Annotated in this window: 20 protein-coding genes and 1 tRNA gene; 4 read left to right on the top strand and 17 right to left on the bottom strand. The window is 34.6% G+C overall.

Features of this window, described 5'->3' with window-relative positions; translation table 11 throughout:
• Positions 1 to 29 precede the first annotated feature (29 nt).
• Positions 30 to 1,931 (top strand): S9 family peptidase, encoded by a 1,902-nt coding sequence (locus B0A67_RS20790; RefSeq protein ID WP_072964132.1) that lies wholly within the window; start codon positions 30 to 32, stop codon positions 1,929 to 1,931.
• A gap of 178 nt (positions 1,932 to 2,109) precedes the next feature.
• On the top strand, positions 2,110 to 4,551 hold the full coding sequence (locus tag B0A67_RS20785) for an ATP-binding protein (protein ID WP_072964134.1): 2,442 nt from the start codon (positions 2,110 to 2,112) through the stop codon (positions 4,549 to 4,551).
• On the opposite strand, the gene B0A67_RS20780 is transcribed toward B0A67_RS20785, so the two are convergent.
• The 12 genes from B0A67_RS20780 to pdxA form a co-directional block, all read right to left on the bottom strand.
• Positions 4,548 to 5,900 (bottom strand): sigma-54-dependent transcriptional regulator, encoded by a 1,353-nt coding sequence (locus B0A67_RS20780; RefSeq protein ID WP_072964136.1) that lies wholly within the window; start codon positions 5,898 to 5,900, stop codon positions 4,548 to 4,550. The two genes, B0A67_RS20785 and B0A67_RS20780, sit on opposite strands and share 4 nt — an antisense overlap.
• Positions 5,901 to 6,029: 129 nt before the next feature.
• Positions 6,030 to 6,326, bottom strand: a complete 297-nt coding sequence (locus tag B0A67_RS20775) for a hypothetical protein (protein ID WP_072964139.1) — start codon at positions 6,324 to 6,326, stop codon at positions 6,030 to 6,032.
• Positions 6,327 to 6,343: 17 nt separating this feature from the next.
• The gene (locus B0A67_RS20770) at positions 6,344 to 6,640 is read right to left on the bottom strand and encodes a PepSY-like domain-containing protein (RefSeq protein WP_072964141.1); all 297 of its coding nucleotides are present in this window, start codon (positions 6,638 to 6,640) and stop codon (positions 6,344 to 6,346) included.
• A 26-nt stretch (positions 6,641 to 6,666) separates the two neighbouring features.
• Positions 6,667 to 6,957, bottom strand: a complete 291-nt coding sequence (locus B0A67_RS20765) for a hypothetical protein (protein ID WP_072964143.1) — start codon at positions 6,955 to 6,957, stop codon at positions 6,667 to 6,669.
• A 29-nt stretch (positions 6,958 to 6,986) separates the two neighbouring features.
• Positions 6,987 to 7,283, bottom strand: coding sequence for a hypothetical protein (locus B0A67_RS20760; protein WP_072964145.1), 297 nt, complete (start codon positions 7,281 to 7,283; stop codon positions 6,987 to 6,989).
• A 52-nt stretch (positions 7,284 to 7,335) separates the two neighbouring features.
• Positions 7,336 to 7,632, bottom strand: coding sequence for a hypothetical protein (locus B0A67_RS20755; RefSeq protein ID WP_072964147.1), 297 nt, complete (start codon positions 7,630 to 7,632; stop codon positions 7,336 to 7,338).
• A 457-nt stretch (positions 7,633 to 8,089) separates the two neighbouring features.
• Complete coding sequence (gene accC, locus B0A67_RS20750) at positions 8,090 to 9,439, bottom strand: acetyl-CoA carboxylase biotin carboxylase subunit (RefSeq protein ID WP_072964149.1); 1,350 nt, start codon at positions 9,437 to 9,439, stop codon at positions 8,090 to 8,092.
• A gap of 99 nt (positions 9,440 to 9,538) precedes the next feature.
• The gene (accB, locus tag B0A67_RS20745) at positions 9,539 to 10,024 is read right to left on the bottom strand and encodes an acetyl-CoA carboxylase biotin carboxyl carrier protein (protein WP_072964151.1); all 486 of its coding nucleotides are present in this window, start codon (positions 10,022 to 10,024) and stop codon (positions 9,539 to 9,541) included.
• Between the two features lie 23 nt (positions 10,025 to 10,047).
• The gene (locus B0A67_RS20740; protein WP_072964153.1) at positions 10,048 to 11,046 is read right to left on the bottom strand and encodes a beta-ketoacyl-ACP synthase III; all 999 of its coding nucleotides are present in this window, start codon (positions 11,044 to 11,046) and stop codon (positions 10,048 to 10,050) included.
• Positions 11,047 to 11,218: 172 nt separating this feature from the next.
• Positions 11,219 to 11,413, bottom strand: coding sequence for a 50S ribosomal protein L32 (gene rpmF / locus B0A67_RS20735; protein ID WP_007137315.1), 195 nt, complete (start codon positions 11,411 to 11,413; stop codon positions 11,219 to 11,221).
• A 9-nt stretch (positions 11,414 to 11,422) separates the two neighbouring features.
• A complete protein-coding gene (locus B0A67_RS20730; RefSeq protein ID WP_072964155.1) occupies positions 11,423 to 11,965 on the bottom strand; it encodes a YceD family protein in 543 nt (180 codons plus the stop codon).
• A 106-nt stretch (positions 11,966 to 12,071) separates the two neighbouring features.
• Positions 12,072 to 13,121 (bottom strand): 4-hydroxythreonine-4-phosphate dehydrogenase PdxA, encoded by a 1,050-nt coding sequence (gene pdxA, locus B0A67_RS20725; RefSeq protein WP_072964157.1) that lies wholly within the window; start codon positions 13,119 to 13,121, stop codon positions 12,072 to 12,074.
• A gap of 57 nt (positions 13,122 to 13,178) precedes the next feature.
• Between pdxA and B0A67_RS20720 the strand changes: the two genes are divergently transcribed.
• Positions 13,179 to 13,769 (top strand): riboflavin synthase, encoded by a 591-nt coding sequence (locus B0A67_RS20720; protein ID WP_072964159.1) that lies wholly within the window; start codon positions 13,179 to 13,181, stop codon positions 13,767 to 13,769.
• 58 nt (positions 13,770 to 13,827) lie between these two features.
• Here the strand turns inward: B0A67_RS20720 and B0A67_RS20715 are convergent.
• From B0A67_RS20715 to B0A67_RS20700, 4 genes are all read right to left on the bottom strand, one after another.
• Positions 13,828 to 13,901: transfer RNA gene (locus B0A67_RS20715), tRNA-Ile, on the bottom strand.
• Positions 13,902 to 14,047: 146 nt separating this feature from the next.
• Positions 14,048 to 14,452, bottom strand: a complete 405-nt coding sequence (mce, locus tag B0A67_RS20710) for a methylmalonyl-CoA epimerase (RefSeq protein ID WP_072964161.1) — start codon at positions 14,450 to 14,452, stop codon at positions 14,048 to 14,050.
• 12 nt (positions 14,453 to 14,464) lie between these two features.
• Entirely contained in the window at positions 14,465 to 16,837 is a 2,373-nt protein-coding gene (locus tag B0A67_RS20705) for a hypothetical protein (protein WP_072964163.1), read from the bottom strand.
• Positions 16,797 to 17,801, bottom strand: coding sequence for a hypothetical protein (locus B0A67_RS20700; RefSeq protein ID WP_084074625.1), 1,005 nt, complete (start codon positions 17,799 to 17,801; stop codon positions 16,797 to 16,799). The genes B0A67_RS20705 and B0A67_RS20700 overlap by 41 nt, the downstream gene beginning before the upstream one ends.
• 172 nt (positions 17,802 to 17,973) lie before the next feature.
• On the opposite strand from B0A67_RS20700, the gene B0A67_RS20695 reads away from it, so the two are divergent.
• Complete coding sequence (locus B0A67_RS20695) at positions 17,974 to 19,662, top strand: Ig-like domain-containing protein (RefSeq protein WP_072964165.1); 1,689 nt, start codon at positions 17,974 to 17,976, stop codon at positions 19,660 to 19,662.
• On the opposite strand, the gene B0A67_RS20690 is transcribed toward B0A67_RS20695, so the two are convergent.
• Complete coding sequence (locus B0A67_RS20690; RefSeq protein ID WP_072964167.1) at positions 19,659 to 20,426, bottom strand: amidohydrolase; 768 nt, start codon at positions 20,424 to 20,426, stop codon at positions 19,659 to 19,661. The genes B0A67_RS20695 and B0A67_RS20690 overlap by 4 nt on opposite strands.
• Positions 20,427 to 20,433: the final 7 nt, after the last annotated feature.

Genomic DNA, 20,433 nt, shown 5'->3' with positions numbered 1-20,433 from the left:
TTTAGCCCCACGAATATTAGAATTTTATTATGAAAAAAGTATTATTTACAACCTTAATAATGATGAGTTTAAACGCTATCGGACAGAATGTGATGTCTCCGGAATTGTTATGGAAACTAGGAAGAGTGAGTGCTCTTGGACTTTCAAAAGATGCGAAGAATGTTGTTTTTAAGGTTTCGACTCCTTCGATCGAAGAAAACAAATCGTCTTCTAAATTTTACATTGTGCCTGTAAATGGCGGAAATGCAACTGAAATTAAAGACACAAAAGAAATTCTGTCCGACAAAAATGTTTCGGCTGACGGAAAATTTTTAGTGTACAATGAAGAAGTAAAAATTGACAAGGTTTTAGGGAAAGATTTCTACCCGAAACTGGACAAATCTGACGCTCAGATCTACGATGGTTTAGATTATCGTCATTGGGATACCTGGAACGAAGGTAAATTTAACCACGTTTTTTACAAAGAAAACAAAGAAGGTGCAAAAGGAATTGACATCCTGAAAGGTGAAAATTTCGATTCTCCGCAAAAACCTTTTGGCGGTGACGAAGATTATATCTGGTCTCCTGACGGGAAAAGCATTTTGTATGTATGCAAGAAAAAAGCAGGAACGCAATATGCCATTTCTACCAACACAGATATTTATGAGTACAATTTAGAAACTCAAAAAACGACCAACAGAACCGAAGGTAATTTAGGTTACGACACGGCGCCACAATTTTCTCCAACAGGAAATTTGACCTGGCTGCAAATGAAACGTGACGGTTATGAAGCGGATAAAAATGATATTATTGTTGAATTTAAAGGAATCAAAACTAACTTAACTGCAAACTGGGACGGAACTGTAGATAGTTTTATCTGGAGTAAAGATGGCAAAAACGTATTTTTTGTAGCTGCGGTTGACGGAACAAAACAATTGTTTACGGTAAACTTCCCGGGATTAACAAGAATCGCGATTCAGGTTCGTCAGTTGACAAATGGAGATTTTGACATAAATGATTTAGTTGGTTTGGCAGGTGATGATATTATCGTAACAAGAAATGACATGAACCACGCTCCGGAAATTTATTCTTTTAACCTAAAGAAAAATTCATGGAAACAATTGACTAATGTTAATACAGAAACTTATAAAACATTAGCACTTAGCAAAACAGAAAAACGTTATGTGACGACTACTGACGGTAAAAAAATGTTGGTTTGGGTAATTTTACCTCCAAATTTTGATGCTTCTAAAAAATATCCAACTTTATTATTCTGTCAGGGAGGTCCACAATCTGCGTTGACACAATCGTATTCTTTCCGTTGGAATTTTCAATTAATGGCTGCTAAAGGTTATGTGGTGGTAGCGCCAAACCGTCGTGGAATGCCAGGACATGGTGTAGAATGGAACGAACAAATTAGTAAAGACTGGGGCGGACAGGTTATGGACGATTACCTTTCTGCAATTGACGATGTGGCTAAAGAAAAATATGTAGACAAATCCCGTTTGGGTTGTGTGGGTGCAAGTTACGGAGGATATTCAGTGTTTTATCTGGCTGGAATTCACAAAAACCGTTTCAAAACTTTTATTGCTCACGACGGTGTTTTCAACACGGTAAGTATGTTGGGAACTACTGAAGAGGTTTTCTTTAACAACTGGGATTTTGGTGGTGCTTATTGGGAAAAGGACAATGCTGTAGCGCAAAAAGCGTATACGACTTTTAACCCTGCAACTTTGGTGCAAAACTGGAATAAACCTATCTTGATTTTCCAGGGAGGAAAAGATTACCGTGTACCAATTGGACAAGGACAAGAAGCTTTTCAGGCAGCTCAGTTAAGAGGAATCAAATCGAGATTTGTGTATTTCCCGGATGAAAATCACTGGGTTTTACATCCACAAAATGCTCAGGTTTGGCAAGGTGAATTTTTCAAATGGTTAGACGAGACACTATAATCGAATAATTTAAACATAAAAATAGCCGTAGATTTTATATAATCTGCGGCTATTTTGTTTTTCAGACCTTTTAATTATGTAAAAGATTAGCAGTAATTTGTATTTCTAAGAGAGAAATTTTGAATAAATTGCAGCAATTTCCCATTATAAAACTTCCAAATCCCCACAATAAGAATCTATGGAGAGCAAAAAAAGTTATACAGCACTCAAAGTTTTATTCAGTTATGTTGCTTTACTGGCTCTGGTTGTTACGGTTGGATGGTTTTTATATGCTGAAAATGTCGTTTATAATAAATTAGAAGATAAAATTGCGTTCGAAAAAACTAAGATTCTTAGAGTTAGTAAACTGTTTTCGAATGTATATAAAACAGAAAGTTTAGCCAGAAAAACAATCCAGACGAATTCTGAAGAAGACTTTAGAAGTTACCTTATCGAAACTGACTCTTTAAAAAACAGAATCGATACTTTAAAAAAAATTGTCACTACACAATATCAAAAAACATTACTGGATAGTGTTACTTATTTATTGTCTGAAAAAACGAAAAACATCAGACAATTAAAGACTATAAAAAACAAAGCCGACGACGAAGTTTCGGTGAATACGGCTATTGATGAAATTACTAAAATGGAGTTTAAACTCCGAAAATTAGAGCTTCAGGATTTCAATAAAAATCCAAATCAATTGGGGAGTTACCAACGTAATGTTTTGCAGAAATATGTTGATTACCTCAATCAAAATATTCCGGACGACAGCACAAATACGCTGAGCAAACAAGCATCTGACTCGATTTTAGCCAATTCAAAAAAACTGCTTAGCAATGTAAAACTAAAGGCGGAAAAGAAAAAAGAATCCCTAAATTTTGAAGAAAATAAATTACTAAAAAACGAAATTGCCATTTCAGACCAGCTCCGAAAAGTACTTCGCATTATCGAGAGAGAAATTATCATCAACTCGATAAAGAACAATTCATTAAAAGAAAAATCGCTTAAAAAAGTCAACGAAATTGTCACCGTTTCCGCTATTGTTGGTTTGGTATTAACGTTGTTCTTTTCATTTTTAATTGTGAGCGATTATTCTAAATCTCAATTGTACAAAAAACAGCTCGAAATCGCGAACTTTAAAACGAAGAATTTGCTAAAAAGCCGCGAACAATTAATATCAACTGTTAGTCACGACTTAAAAACACCTTTGAGTACTATTGTGGGATATTCTGAACTATTAGGCAATTCAGATGTCAACACCAAACAGTCTTATTTTATTAAAAACATCAAAAACTCATCAGAATACATTACGCAGCTGGTACAGGATTTATTGGATTTTTCTAAGATTGAAGCCGGAAAAATTACGATTGAAAAAGTTCCGTTTTTATTGCCCGAAATTATCGACGAAGTAGCTAAAAGCATTCAAACCGTTTACAAACAAAAAGACATTGACCTTATTATTAATGTCGATGAAAAACTGAATACGAGAATTGTTGGAGATCCGTTCCGACTGAAACAAATCCTAAGCAACCTGATAGGAAACGCCTATAAATTTACGGAAGAAGGTTTTATAAAAATCAGTGCTTATACAACGGATCGCGATGAGAAATTTGTGATTAGGATTCAGGATTCCGGAATTGGAATCGAAAAAGGCAACCAAAAATTAGTTTTTGAAGAGTTTGCCCAGGCGAATGAAAATATTGAAAAAAAATATGGCGGAACTGGTTTGGGATTATCAATCTGCCAGAAGATCATAGCGATTTTAGGAGGTGATTTAAAACTGGAAAGCACTTTTGGAAAAGGAAGTACTTTTGAGGTTGAACTTCCGCTGCAGTTGGACAATAGCCAAAATACAATTCCTGAGATTAAAAAACCTGTCATTGGCACTACTAAAAAGCAAACTTTTATTGTCTTAGACGACGATATCAATCTTTTGAATTTAACAAGTGGTGTTTTACGACAGGAACAACATCAGGTATTATCGTTTAACAGCGCTGCAAAAGCATTGGAAGCAATTCAGAACACGAATTTTGATTTTGTGATTACCGATATACAAATGCCGGAAATGGATGGTTTTATGTTCCTTAAAAAATTAAAAAGTTCCGGATATTCAACCTATAAAAACCAGCCTGTAATTGCTTTGACCGGAAGAACAGATCTGGATGCCGCTGTTTATAGCGAAGCAGGTTTTACAACTGTGATACAAAAACCCTATTCGCCAAAAATACTGTTGGAAACGATTCATCTTATTATAGAAAATGATACTTTACCCAATGCTAACATTAATAAAGAGGAGGAACAAACAAGTTCTAAATTGTACTCGATCGAAACCTTAAACGAGTTTTTAGGCAATGATAATAGTGCATTACAGGAAGTTTTGAAATCGTTTATCGAAAGCAGTAAAGAAAACCTGATTTTACTAGAAACTGCCATTGGAGAAAAAAACATAACAGAAATCAACTCTATTGCACACCGGATTGCCCCAATGTTCAAACAAATTCAGGCACGTGAAATTGGTGACATTTTAAAAGTTTTAGAGAATAAAAATCTTGAAAGTTCTGATCTGAAAGATCTTTTTAAAGTATTAAAATCAAAAACAGATCTGCTTTTTACAGCTTTAAACAAAGAAATAACTTAATCTATATTATATTGCTTTAGTTTATTGTAAAGTGTTTTTCGGGTAATTTTAAGCAATTTTGCTGCCTCAGATTTATTGTTCTGCGCTTTTGACAAAGCATGGATAATTGCTTCTTTTTCGTTTTCTGATAATGAAAAATTACCATTCGAACCTTGTGGCTGTTTCTGTATCTGAAAAAATTCAGCAGGCAAAACATCGCTTTTGATAAAATCTCCCTGCGATAAAAGTGTCGCACGTTTTACGCAATTTTGCAATTCACGTAAATTTCCCGGCCAGTTGTAATTCTGAAAAATAGTAACTACTTCCGGCGAGAATCCGATGATATCTTTATTCAATTGCTGATTGGCTTTCTCCAGAAAATAATCAGCAAAAACCATCAAATCTTCGTCCCTGTCTTTTAATGAAGGGGATTCAATCGAGAATTCATTGATTCTATGGTACAGATCTTCTCTGAAATCACCATTTTTAACCGCTTCACGCAAATCTTCATTGGTAGCCGTAATAATTCGGATATCAACGTTAATTTCTTTATTACTTCCAACAGGTTTAATTTTTCGTTCCTGAAGCGCTCTTAACAGCTGTATTTGATTTTCATACGAAAGGTTACCAATTTCATCTAAAAAAAGAGTTCCGCCATTAGCCGCTTCAAAATAACCCATTTTATCATTGATAGCACCTGTAAAAGATCCTTTCAGATGTCCGAAGAACTCACTTGCCGCCAATTCTTTTGGAATAGCTCCACAATCGACTGCAATAAAATTATTGTTCTTTCTTAAACTTTGCTGATGGATACTTTTGGCAATAATTTCTTTTCCTGTTCCGCTTTCTCCAATAATCAAAACAGACATATCGGTAGGGCTTACCAGATGAATATGGTCTAATAACTTTTTTGAGGCTACAGAAATTCCTTTTACAAACTCGTTTTCAGTATTTGAAGTTGTTTTTTTAGCTGCTTTTTTTTCCTTTACAGGAATTTCTTCTTCTGTTTCTGAAGATTTTAAAGCATTGGTAATAACCAATAAAACCTCATCCGGATTAAAGGGTTTTGAAATATAATCAGCAGCACCATTTTTTATTGCCTTAACGGCAGTATTCACATCAGAATATCCTGTCATAAGTATCACAGGTACCTGGGGATATGAAGTTTTAATTTCCGACATCAATCCAATACCATCAGAATCAGGCAAACGAAGATCAGTCAAAATCAAATCAAAGGATTCTTTTTTGATCGCTAATCTGGCTTCGGCAGCAGAGAAAGCAATTGTTACGTCGTATTCTTTTTTTACTAGAAATTTCTCTAATAATTTACAGAACGATATATCATCTTCTATCAGTAATATCTTTGGCATTTGTTTTTAGGGACTTTTTTGCTAAAATAAGACTATTAAAATTGTCTTTTCACAAAATTATGCAAAAAAAAAGAGATTGCATATCGCAATCTCTTTTTCACCAAAAACATAAATCTAAATTCACCTAATTTATATCTTCAACCAGTTGCCATTGACATCTGAAAAAACAGTAGCCTTTTGGTCACCAACCGATATTTCGAGTTTATACTCTTTTTTTTCATTTACAAATGCCTTGTCCAGTTTTGCTCCCGGATAAGCAGTTTGCAGCGCGGTTTTTACAGCAGCAGGCACAGCATCTGCACTTACTTCTGTATATTCTGCCTGAGCAGAAACAACCGTCTTAGTTTGTGCGGGAGCTGCCTCAATACTTGCGTACGAAGACAAACTTCCTAAAACTATTATTGCTGATAAGATTAATTTTTTCATAAGGCGATCTTTAAAAATTATTTTTTAATGATGTTACCTGAAGCATCTGTAAATACAGTATACTTTTTGTCACCACTGGAGATCTCTAACTTGTACTCATTCTTTTCGTTTTTATACGCTTTTTCTAGTTTCGTATTTGGAAAAGATTTTTCGAGAGTTGTTTTTACGGCTGCCGGAACAGCGTCTGCACCAATTTCAGTAAATTCATCCTGAATTGTCACTGACTGGGTCATTGACATTTTCACTACAGGATTAGCTGCCTGAACTGACAAACCTCCTAAAATGATTGCTGCTGATAAGATTAACTTTTTCATAATAATAGTTTTTATGGGTTACTTAATTATTTTTTAAGGATTTTACCAGTAGCATCTGTATAAACAGTAGACTTTTCACCTCTAACAGTGATTTCTATTTTATACTCCTTTTTGTCATTAACATATGCTTTATCCAATTTTACGCCTGGATAAGCTTCGTCTAACGCTGTTTTAATAGCTGCCGGTACGGCATCAACTTCTTTATAGTCGTCCTGAATGTTTACTGATTGAACCATTGAACTTGTCACGGCTACATTTCCTGCTTGCATTGACACCCCTCCTAACAGGATAGCTGCCGATAATATTAACTTTTTCATAGTGATAGTTTTTTACGGTTAATTTCTAATTATTTTTTAATCCAGGTTCCATCTGCATTAGCAAAAAGAGATCCTACTTTGTCACCTACTGCAACATCAAGTTTATACTCTGATTTTGCATTTTTGTATGCTTTTGAAAGTACTGCATCCGGATACGCTTTTTTAAGAGCATCTGTAATTGCAACTGGTAATTCTTCTAATTTAATTTCAGTATACTCGTCCTGAATTGTAACTGTTTTTACGATTGTATTTGTAATTGTAGAAGTTGAAGCAAATGAAGTTAAACTTCCCAAAACTATTGCGGCTGATAAAAATAAATTTTTCATAATATATATTTTTTAAATGTAAAGTTAATTAATTGATTTTAAATGGTTTTGATTATTTTTTAATCCAAGAACCATCTGCATTAGCAAAAAGATTCCCTACTTTGTCACCTACTGTAACATCTAGTTTATATTCTGCTTTTTCGTTTTTGTATGCTTTAGTAATTACAGCATCCGGATATGCTTTTTTCAAAGACTCTGCGATAGCGGCTGGTAATTCTTCTAATTTGATTTCCGTGTATTCATCTTCAATAGAAATCGTTTTTACGATAGTATTTGTAATAGGAGTAGTTGAAGCGAATGAAGTTAAACTTCCTAAAACAATTGCGGCTGATAAAAATAGATTTTTCATAATGTGTATATTTTAATTATTTAATAGTTGTTTACGCTTTAGATAATGAAATTATTATGCCGTAACTCAAACATTCCTCCCACAACCCTGTAATCCCTTATTTTTAAAGGCTTTATCACCAATGTGCCAAAAATTCGATTTACAGAAAAGTGTGTAATTTCCTGAAATACTGTGTAAAAAGTACACACAAATAGTGTTTACTTAGGTCTTTTGAACAACAAACCCGACAGGTTTTAGAAACCTGTCGGGTTAATAATATGGGTTAAAACACAAAATACTGCTTCAATTAAAACCTTTTCACCCTACAAACCTTCGACTTCGCTCAGAGCAATATTGGTTTTCAACGAATAAGTCATTATCAATTAAACAAAAAATCCGACAGTTTTAAAAAACCTGTCGGATTTACTACATATAATGTATTAAACAAAAAAGGCTGTCGAAATTGACAGCCCTTATATTATTCTTCTATAGGTTTCATTTTAAATGTATCCATAAATGCAGTTGTATAATCTCCTGCGATATATCTTGGATCATCCATTAATTGTCTATGGAAAGGAATTGTAGTTTTTACGCCCTCGATGACAAATTCATCTAAAGCTCTTCTCATTTTACTGATCGCTTCTTCACGGGATTGTGCAGTTGTAATTAACTTAGCAATCATTGAATCGTAATTTGGCGGAATAGTATAACCAGAATATACGTGAGTATCTAAACGAACTCCGTGACCTCCCGGCATGTGAAGTGTAGTAATTTTTCCTGGTGAAGGACGAAAATCATTATAAGGATCTTCAGCATTAATACGACATTCAATAGCGTGTAATTCCGGTAAATAGTTTTTACCTGAAATTGGAATTCCGGCAGCTACCATAATTTGCTCACGAATTAAATCGTAATCAATTACTTGTTCTGTAATTGGGTGCTCTACCTGAATACGGGTATTCATTTCCATGAAATAGAAATTTCTATGTTTGTCAACTAAAAATTCTACTGTTCCGGCTCCTTCATACTTAATGAATTCAGCAGCTTTTACAGCAGCTTCTCCCATCGCAGCACGCAATTCATCTGTCATGAATGGCGAAGGTGTTTCTTCAGTTAGTTTTTGGTGACGACGTTGTACAGAGCAATCTCTTTCAGAAAGGTGACATGCTTTTCCATATGAATCTCCAACAACCTGAATTTCGATATGACGTGGCTCTTCAATAAGTTTCTCCATGTACATTCCGTCATTTCCAAATGCAGCAGCAGCTTCCTGACGTGCACTTTCCCATGCTTTCAACAACTCATCTTCTTTCCAGACAGCACGCATTCCTTTTCCACCACCACCGGCAGTTGCTTTAAGCATAACCGGGTAACCAAATTCTTTGGCCAATTGTTGTGTCTGTTCGAAAGATTCTAATAATCCTTCAGAACCTGGTACACATGGAACTCCTGCAGCTTTCATAGTCGCTTTTGCAGAAGCTTTATCTCCCATTCTATCGATCATTTCAGGAGCAGCACCAATAAATTTGATTCCGTGTTCCTGACAAATTTTTGAGAATTTAGCATTCTCAGAAAGAAATCCATATCCCGGGTGAATTGCATCTGCATTTGTAATTTCTGCAGCAGCAATAATATTTGACATTTTCAAATACGATAAGTTACTTGGAGGAGGACCAATACAAACCGCTTCGTCAGCAAACTTAACATGTAGACTTTCTGCATCAGCTGTAGAGTAAACCGCTACAGTCTTAATTCCCATCTCTTTACATGTACGAATTACACGAAGTGCAATTTCCCCTCTATTCGCAATTAATATTTTTTTAAACATCTTTTTAAAATTAGATAATTAGATAATTAGATAATTGGATAATTAGATTTTAAGCACTTTTAAAAAAGTCTGAAAACCTAACAATCTAACGATCTAAAATTAAGATGGATCAACTAAGAATAAAGGTTGGTCAAATTCTACAGGAGACATATCGTCTACAAGAATTTTTACAATTTTACCTGAAACTTCTGATTCGATTTCGTTGAATAATTTCATTGCTTCAATTACACAAAGAACATCACCTTTAGAAATAACACTTCCAACTTCAGTAAATACTGGTTTGTCCGGAGATGGTTTTCTGTAAAAAGTTCCAATTATTGGAGATTTAATAGTAATGAATTTAGAATCTTCTGCTGGAACAGATGCTTCGCTAGTTACGCTTACAACAGCTGGAGCTTGTTGAGGAGCAACTGCTTGCGGCAATGCAGCCTGAGCAGGCAATTGTTGTACATAAGTAGTCTCTGTTACATTTCCTTCTAAAGTTGTTCTGATGGTGATTTTTACATCATCCATTTCTAACTTAACCTCTGCAACTCCCGAATTTGCTACAAATTTGATTAGGTTTTGAATTTCTTTTAAATCCATAATGATTTGTTTTTAGTTTTAATTTATTTCTTATCGTAAGCCCATTTTAGGTAAATAGATCCCCAAGTGAATCCACCACCAAAAGCGGCAAAAATAATATTATCTCCTTTTTTGAATTGGTGTTCAAAATCGCTTAATACCAATGGCAATGTAGCCGAAGTCGTATTACCATATCTTTCGATATTCATTAATACTTTTGAATCTTCAAGATTCATTCTGCTTGCAGTAGCATCAATAATACGTTTGTTTGCCTGATGTGGCACTAACCAGTTAACATCTTCGTTAGTCAAATTGTTTCTTTTCAGGATCAATTCGCTTGCATCAGCCATATTGGTTACAGCATATTTAAAAACGGTTTTTCCGTCCTGAATAATATTGTGTTGTCTATTTTTAACGGTCTCTTCTGTAGTTGGTATTAGAGAACCTCCGGCAGGAATTTTAAGAAAATCGCGTCCTACACCATCGCTTCGTAAGTATTCATCCTGCAAACCTAAACCTTCATAATTTGGTTCGAATAAAACAGCTCCTGCTCCATCTCCAAAAATAATACAAGTAGATCTGTCTGTATAATCTACAATCGATGACATTTTATCAGCACCAATTAATAATACTTTTTTGTATCGCCCTGACTGCACATAAGCTGCAGCAGTTGACATTCCGTATAAAAAACTTGAGCATGCGGCCTGCAAATCATATGCAAATGCATTTGTAGCTCCAATTTCTGTTGCAACATAAACTCCTGTAGAGGCTACCGGCATATCTGCTGTAGCTGTTGCCATTATAATCATATCAATCTCTAAAGGATCAATATTTGCTTTCGCAATTAAATCTTGTGCTGCTTTTATGGCAAGAAACGACGTTCCTTTATCAGCATCTTTCAAAATTCTTCTTTCTTTTATTCCAGTACGAGTAGTAATCCATTCGTCATTGGTATCGACCATTGTTTCTAAAACTTTGTTCGAAAGAACGAAGTCAGGAACATAGGCTCCAACAGCGGTAATTGCGGCTGTGATTGTATTCATTATATTCTATTATTTCGTTTCAAATACTACGATTTGAAAAATTTTTAAAAGACTTGAAAATTACAAAAAAAAACAAAGCGAATTTGTATCTATTTTCTTAAAAACAGAAAATTATAACCAACAAAAAAAACTCTCACTATGTGAGAGTTCCAGTATAATTTACAAAAACGTATTAAGCAACCGCTACAGATTTATCGATAACAACTTGCCCTCTGTAATACATTTTACCTTCATGCCAGTAAGCTCTGTGGTATAAATGTGCTTCTCCAGTAATAGGACATGTAGCGATTTGAGCTACAGTAGCTTTATAATGTGTTCTTCTCTTATCTCTTCTTGTTTTCGAGATTTTTCTCTTAGGATGTGCCATTTTACTATATTATTTATCCGTTAATAGTTTCTTTAATTTGTCCCAACGCGGGTCAATATCTTCTTCTTGTTTACTCTCTTCTTTTGTTTCTTTGACTGTTAGTTCATTTAGTTTTTTCAAGGCTTCAGTTTGCAAACTTCCGTCTTTTACTCCTGGATGAACTCGTTTTAGCGGCACTGAAAGGGCAATCATTTCATAAATGTATTGTGCAACATCTATTTCATGCTCTCCATGTGGCAAAATCAGCAACTCTTCGTTATCGTTATTGAATTCATCTCCAAAGCGAACAATCAACTTCATTTTCCCTTTTAAAGGCAAATCAAAATCCTCACTTGTCAGATCACAAGGTACATTTACAGTTCCTTTGTGTTTGAACTCCAACTCTAACATGTTGCTCTTCTTATCTAAAACTAAACCTACTTTGATATCTGAACTTTGAAATTCATCGTAATCAAAGTTCTCAAAGAACATGTTACTTATTTGATACTCAAAATGGTGTTTTCCTAGCTTTAACCCTATGAAAGGAATTAAAAATTCTTTTGTTTTGCTCATTTCAACATCAATTTCACCAACTCGTATCTAAAAATCAGATACCTGAATTGGGGTGCAAAGATATAAAATTATTATAAAACTAATAATCTTATTCACCTTTTTTTGTTTATAACTGTTTTTCTTTTATTTTAAGTGGTTTTTGGGTCATCTCTTCGTACTGATTACGCGAGTGAAAAATATCTATTGCAAGATAAACCGCTTCTTTAAATGAATTGTAATCTGCCATGTCTTTTCCGGCAATATCATAGGCTGTGCCATGATCCGGCGAAGTTCTGATCTTATTTAAACCAGCGGTATAATTAACTCCTTTTCCAAAAGACAAGGTCTTAAAAGGAATTAATCCCTGATCGTGATACGTTGCCACAATAGCATCGTATTTTTCATATTGACCACTCCCAAAAAAACCATCTGCAGGAAAAGGTCCAAAAACCATCGTTCCGGCATCGAATATTTTCTTTAGCGCGGGCTTTAAAACCAAATCATCTTCTTTACCAATCACACCGCCGTCGCCGGCATGCGGATTCAAACCTAAAACAGCAATTTTAGGTCTTACAATACTAAAATCCTGAATTAATGATTTTCTTACGGTTTCGATTTTTCTTATAATTAATTCTTCTGTCAAATGCGAAGAAACTTCACTTAAAGGAACATGATCCGTTAGCAAACCAACTCTCAAATTATCCTGAACCATCATCATCAAAGCACTACCTTCTAATTCCTGATCTAAATAATCAGTGTGTCCGGGAAATTTAAAATCTTCTGACTGGATATTGTATTTATTAATTGGAGCCGTAACCAGAACATCTATCAAATCTTCTTTTAAAGCTTTTGTAGCCGCAACAAACGATTTTATAGCATACTCTCCTATCTTTTCGTCATTTGTTCCCAAATTAATATCAACGCCCTCTTTCCAAAGATTGAATACATTTACTTTTCCGGGTACAACCTGATCAAGTTTATCCACTCCGTGAAACTGGACCGTAGAGGTAAAACTCTTTTTTACGAAAGAAAGAATTTTGGCATTGGCAAAAATAACCGGTGTACACATTTCTAACATACGAGAATCTTCGAATGTTTTAAGTATAACTTCGCTTCCAATACCGTTTAAATCTCCAATTGAAATTCCAACTATTATATTTTCTGCTTTTTTATTCATGAGCTCAGGTTATTTATTACTAATTTTGATGTGCAAATTTAGTAAAATAAAACAACAATGTTTACAGGAATTATAGAAACCCTTGGGAGGATTCATGAAATACAAAAAGATCAAAACAATCTTCACATTACAGTCGATGCTTCCATTACGAATGAATTAAAAATAGATCAAAGTGTTTCGCACAACGGAATATGCCTGACGGTTGTAGCCATAAAAGATTCGCTTTATACGGTAACCGCTATCGCAGAAACTATTTCGAAGACCAATATTGGCGACTGGAAAGTTGGCGATATTGTAAATCTGGAGAGAGGAATGAAGCTTGGCGACCGTCTTGACGGACATATTGTACAGGGCCACGTAGACCAAACCGGAACCTGCAGCAAAATCGAAGAAGCAAACGGAAGCTGGAACTACACTTTTGAATACGACAAAAACCTCAGCAATATTACGATCGAAAAAGGATCGATAACGGTAAACGGAGTCAGTCTTACGGTTGTAAACTCTAAGACAAACGAATTTAGTGTTTCGATTATCCCGTATACTTTTGAAAACACGAATTTTAAAAACTTCGAAGTTGGAACAAAAATCAACTTAGAATTTGACGTTGTTGGAAAATACATTTCCCGACTTTATTCGATAAACAAATAAGAAAAAAAACTTTTTCCATAAAAAAAGCCTTTACATTACTGTAAAGGCTTTTTTCTTGTGGTCCCACCTGGGCTCGAACCAGGGACCACCTGATTATGAGTCAGGTGCTCTAACCAGCTGAGCTATAGGACCGGTTTGAGGATGCAATATTACTACTATTTTTCATTCACTCCAAATATTTTGGGATATGATTTCTATTTAATTTCAAATAATAACACGTCTTTTCAGAACATAATTGATTTTCAACCTCTTATTTCGCATCTTCAAAAGAGATTTTTTTATCGAATCTCCTGACAAAGCTCTATCAAAACCCCATTTGTATTCTTTGGATGCAGAAAAACCACCAATTTATTGTCTGCTCCCTTCTTCGGAACTTCGTTAATCAGTACAAAACCTTCGTTTTTTAAACGGGCTATCTCGGCATGAATATCCTCAACATCAAAAGCGATATGATGAATTCCCTCTCCTTTTTTTTCTAAAAATTTCGCAATGGGACTTTCAGGATTTGTCGCTACCAAAAGTTCAATTTTATTGGTTCCGGTTTGAAAAAAAGAAGTCAAAACACCTTCACTTTCAACCGCTTCCATTTTATAAGACGGAACACCCAGCATTTTTTCAAACAATGCATTGGCATCATCGATGTTTTTTACTGCAATCCCGATATGTTCTATTTTATTTACCATCCTGAATATAATTTATTGATTTACATAAGTATTAAAATAACCACATTCCGCAATTACATCCTGATAATATTTGGTATCCGAATACTCTTTTTTCAACGTTTTAAAATTACTCCACGCAAGAAAATTAATTTTATCATCATCTGCTTCCCACCAGTTTTTCAAATTATTATATTTAGTATTATAATACTCGTTTCGCTCACATTTTGACAGCATATAAGTACATTTTGCTTTTTGCTCTTTTGTTGTGGCCGCTTCCAATGCTTTTTGATAATACATTCTTGGAACATCGCAGTTCGTAATCATCTTTTTCATTGAATCTCTAAACGAATACGGATTTGAACCGTAACCTACGATACTGGTTTCATAGAAAGTTCTGCCATTTCCGAAATGAGTAATATTATAGAACGCATTTCCCAACAACAAACTATTTGTATAAACATCTTCTTTTTGAGCCAGCTTATCCTGCATTGCTTTTATGGTATTCAAAAATTCAAGTTGTGTATATTTCTTTTTCTGATACGCCTTATGATCACAATCATGACAATTTTTGATATTTCCGTTAAACGGATTTCCTAAAAAGGTATAATACTGAACTGAATCTGCCTGTTGTATAAACGCAATTGCTTCAGGAATTTTATTATTGAATGTTGCCTGAACTGCCTGAAAATTATTGATATCTTTTAGTTTCAGATAGTAAATCCCAGTTCCAATTTTCTCGATTTCGGTTTTATTTGACTTAGCCAAAAATGTTTTCATATTTGATAAATTCTTCTCATTATCATAAAACGCATTTCCTCCGCCCCAATAATAGGAATTTGCATGAGCATCGCCACCAAACAACTCTACCATTACAGGATTTGCTTTTGCTCTGTACAAAGCAGCCAAATAATTCTTGCTCCATTGTGCTGCATTTTGATAACGGAATTCCTGTCCTTTATATGTTTTAGGAAGTTCCTGATACAGCCAGTTCAAATCGGCTAAAATTGTTTTTTCGTTTTTATCCGTCAGCTTGTCAATTTTACTCATATTGTTCACAAAGCGAAGCAAGCGCAACTGATAAGTCGCCAATTCAGTTTTTGGTAATGTTTTCTCTGCTTTATTCAAATTGATATCGGCAGCAGCATAATCTCCTTTCAAAGTCTGCAGATACCCTAATGAGATATCCCACAAATACGGTTTTTCGGTATTTCCTGCGGCGGCAATTTTAGCGACCAGATCAAAAGCTTTAGTATTAATCTTCGCTTTGTTTTCCACTCTGTTTTCGGCAACAGTCTGCTTCACAACCGGCGAACTGTAATCATCCGATTTCACTTTTACTTCAAAAGAATTATTAATTGCCTGTTCCTGACCGTTTACTAAACGGGTTAACAAATAATTCAGATGTTCACTTTTAGGATCCAGCTCATAGATCTTTCCTATTGCCTGACTTTCATCTTTATAATAGCCATGAATCGCCCAAAGCGCTGCTTTTTCTTTATTATTTTTAGCCATTGCCAGAGACTTATTCCAATCGGCGTCATTTTGCGGACGGAAACTATAAGCCGTAACAATTCTCAATTCCGGGCATTTATCAAATACCTGTGCATATAAATAATTAGAGGTAGAATATTTTTTCTGCTGATGATTTATACCCGCAACATAAGAAAGTGCACGGTAATACAAAACATTTTTAGGCACTGAAGCTTCTGTTTTATTAAAAAACTCAATTGTTTTTTTCTTGTTACTGCTATAAAAACAGGCTTTCGCAGTAAGAAACCAATACCTGTTTTTCAGAAATGAATCTGAAGTTGTATTGTAAACATTTTCGATAGACTGAATCATTTTCAGATCATCAAAAGTTTTCGCCACAACAGGATCATAACTCCAGTAATCAGTATTAACAGAGACCGTTTCTATCTTTTGAGCCAAATACAAAAACTCGATAAAACTTTTAATTTTATCGTCTTTCAAATTGATTTTCTTTCCCCATTTTAATGAAGTTGGATTCTCTTTTTTATTCTTAAAAAAAACATGAAGCTGTGTAATATCCGTTTTATTCTGGGGCGCTCCTTTCTCCGAAGAATATCTTGTGGTTTCCTCACCAATTAAAAAATAAGCTATTGTGGCAGCATCAGCTTTTCCTTTCAGATATGTACTCCAATCTGATTTTATATCTTCATTAAATCTGGAATTGTGCTGGGTGTCAAAGCCAATTCCGTAAAAAATATCTCCTGATAAAAAAAGCGGCGAATAGGACTTGTCTGCAAATGTTTCCGGTGTAAAGTTTGAATTAGCGCTAAAAAAATCCCAATCATCACCTCCGCCACAAGCATGAATTATTCCGTATACAGAAAGCAAAGCCGCACTAGAAACAAGAAATAACTTGCTTAAAAATATTCTTTTCATAGTTTTTAATATTGAATTCGTCTAAATCGTAAAATATAATTTCTCTTGGGGCATGAACCAGATTCTTGTCTAAATCGTTGCCCATTTCTATTAAATCTTCTGAAGAAATTGCTTCTATTTTCAGCAAGTCATTTTCTTCATAAAACACTCCGTTTTTATAATTGGATTTTTTTACTTTGAAAAATATCGTTCCGATTTTCTCAAAATTAGCATCTTTTTTCAGTTCATTTACATTCAGTTTAGAACGCAGACCAATCACTTTCTGCTCTCTGATATGAATCGCCCAGGAATATATAGGCAAAGCAAAATCAAGATGTAACGGATATTTCTTTAAACTTTTAAGATACCGTTCCGCCACTTTTTTGCTATAAATAGAATTCAGGGAATCATTTGCAATAGTTCCCATATTGTAATACATCAAAACTCCGGAATCGACATTTGGGATTTTCGTTTTTTTGAAATATTTGACCTGATGCAAACGAATCGTTGCCGAAAGTTTTTTCTTCGAAAGTTTTTTAAACTGCTCAATAAATCTAAGATAGTTGTCCTTACTTTTCAAAGTCCAGTCGCAATCAATCTGAATTTCCTCAACAGCGATTTTGTTCTTCGCATTCATTTCTTCGACTAAGCGAATTGTCTTTTGAGCCAGATCATCGATATTAAGACGAGGCAATGACATGACTTTGTTTTGGATAAAAACTACGGGAACAATATCAAAATTTGCTGCATTTTCCTGAAAACGAATCGGACTCATTGGGATCGGATCCTGCGTTTCAGGATGTAAACCAATATCAAAATAGCGAATATAGAGCTTACTAACTTTATTATCCCGCAATACTTCTTTCTCTGCAGGAGACAACTTAAAGATGGTTTTCCAATAATAAAAAGCAACAATTGGCTTTTCATTTTTACCACAGGAAATCAGTAAAAAAAATAATAAACCAACAAAAAATCTTCTTATCAAAACCGGGAAAAATTATATTTAAAACCAAAAGTAAGAAATTATATCCTGTCGGTGATTTCAAATTCAAAAAAAATAGCACGATACCAAAGCTGTAAATCCTAATAAATGGATAAAAAATTTCAATTAAAGCAAATATAATCGTTATTTTGTGCAATCAAATTTAGAAACCGTTATGTTGAAAAACAACTTCAGATATATTGCCTTTTTACTTGTATTTTTAATGTTGAGCTGCGCCAAACGAGGCAGCATTACCGGCGGACTAAAGGACACTCTTGCCCCGGTTTTAAAATACAGCTCGCCAAAAAACATGAGCACGAACTTTGAAGGAAACGAAATCATTCTGGGTTTTGATGAATATGTAAAACTTAAAAACTTAAACAAACAGCTTATTATTTCACCTCCAATGAAACATGAGCCGTTGATCCTGCCAACTACAGCAAGTAAAGTTATTACCATAAAAATAAAAGATACTTTACAGCCCAACACTACCTATAGTTTTAACTTTGGCCAAAGTATTGCAGACAATAACGAAGGAAACGCAATCAATCAGTTCAAATATATTTTCTCGACAGGGTCTTATATTGATTCACTTTCGATTAGCGGACAAATTAAAGATGCGTATGAAAAAAACGTAGACAATTTTGTATCAGTGATGCTGTATGAGGTAAATGACACGTATAAAGATTCTCTAATCTACAAACAAAGTCCACGATATATTACGAATACTTTAGACAGTTTAAGAACTTTTAAATTAGAAAATCTAAAAGCCGGAAAATACCTGCTGGTTGCACTAAAAGACAAAGGTGCAAACAACCGATACAATCCAAAAGATGATAAAATTGGATTTCTTAAACATTACATTACTGTACCAAATGACACTGTATTTGAATTGGAATTATTCAAAGAAACGCTTCCGTTAAAAGCATTCAAACCCATTCAGGCATCAGGAAACAGAGTATACCTTCCTTATGAAGGCAAACAAAACTTTAAACTTTCTAAACCTAAAATTGTCCTTAAACACAACAACGATGTTTTAGAAACTATTGTGACCGCTTTTCCTAAAAAAGACTCTTTGCAGGTTTGGTTCAAGCCAATAAAAGCAGATTCTCTGGCAATGGAAATCAGCAAGGACAATTACAACAAAAAGTTTACTTTCAAGATCAAAGATCAAAAGAAAGACACTCTTAATATTACTGCATTACAAAACGGAGTTCTGAATTTCAGGGATAAATTTACCTTAGAATCAGCAACACCATTGGTAAAATTTGACAAATCAAAAATCAGATTGGTCAACAAAGATTCTGTAGCGGTAGATTTTACGACAGAATACGACGAGTTTGAACAAAAATTATATGTAGATTTCAAAAAAGAACCGGTCGACAAATATAATATTACCTTTTTCCCGGGCGCTTTGACTGATTTTTACGAAAAGACAAACGACACGCTTGCTTATAAATTAACTACAAAAGAATATGCTGATTACGGAAACCTGGTATTGAATCTGCGAAACGTAAAACGCTACCCGATAATTGTTGAGATCACCAATAAAAAAGGAGATGTTGTACTGGCCAGTGCGTATTCTGAAGAAAGCACAAAAATAAGCTTTGACTTATTACAACCTGAAGCTTTTACGGTGAGAATAATCTACGACGACAATAAAAACAAAATGTACGACGCAGGTAACTTCCTCAACAAAACCTATTCTGAAGAGGTGTTTTATTACCAAAAAGAAGTCGATGTCAGAACAAACTGGGATGTAGATGAAACCATTGATCTAAGCGTTCCATTTAATCCTGAAGTTGAGAAGAAACTAGTCGATAAGAAGAAAAAAGAGGATGCCAAGAAAAGAAAAGCATTCTAGATTTTAACCTCAAATATATCTTTATCACTTAAGAAATCGAGCTTTTTACGAGTTTCCAACATGACTTCTTTGTCTAGTTCAACAACAAAGACAGCTTCTGTTTCTTGAGGTTCCAGAATAAAATTCCCTAAAAAATCAACTACTTGCGAATGTCCTGTGTGTTCGTAATTATTGGCGTCGAGCCCTACCCTGTTTACACCAACGACATAACTTAAATTTTCGATGGCTCTTGCTTTCAGCAAAGAGTCCCAGGCATTGGTGCGTACTTTTGGCCAGTTGGCCACATATAACAGCAAGTCATAATTTTCGACATTTCTCGCAAAAACCGGAAATCTTAAGTCATAACAAACTTGCAGACAAATCTTCCAGTTCAGATACTCTACGATTACCTTTTCGTTCCCGCTGGTATAGCATTTATCTTCGCCGGCAAGCGAGAACAAATGACGCTTGTCATAATGCTGAATTTCGCCGGACGGAAAAACAAATAACATTCTGTTATAATATTTATCATTCTCCAGAATAATTAAACTTCCCGTAATGGCAAAGTTTTTTTGTTTGGCTAAAGATTGCAGCCACAACACGGTTTCCCCCTGCATGGTTTCAGCAACTTCTGGCGCGTTCATGGTAAATCCTGTTGAAAACATTTCGGGAAGCACGACTAAATTAACTCCTGAATCGATCTGATTTATTTTCGATTCAAAGCTTTTTCTGTTTTTAGAAGCGTCTTCCCAGTAAAGATCCGATTGAATAAGTGCTATTTTCATCTCTCAA

Origin of the sequence: Flavobacterium aquidurense (assembly GCF_002217195.1) — a bacterium.
GTDB lineage: Bacteria > Bacteroidota > Bacteroidia > Flavobacteriales > Flavobacteriaceae > Flavobacterium > Flavobacterium frigidimaris.
Note: the sequence above shows the minus strand (reverse complement) of the source record. Positions and strands in the feature narration are given on the sequence as shown.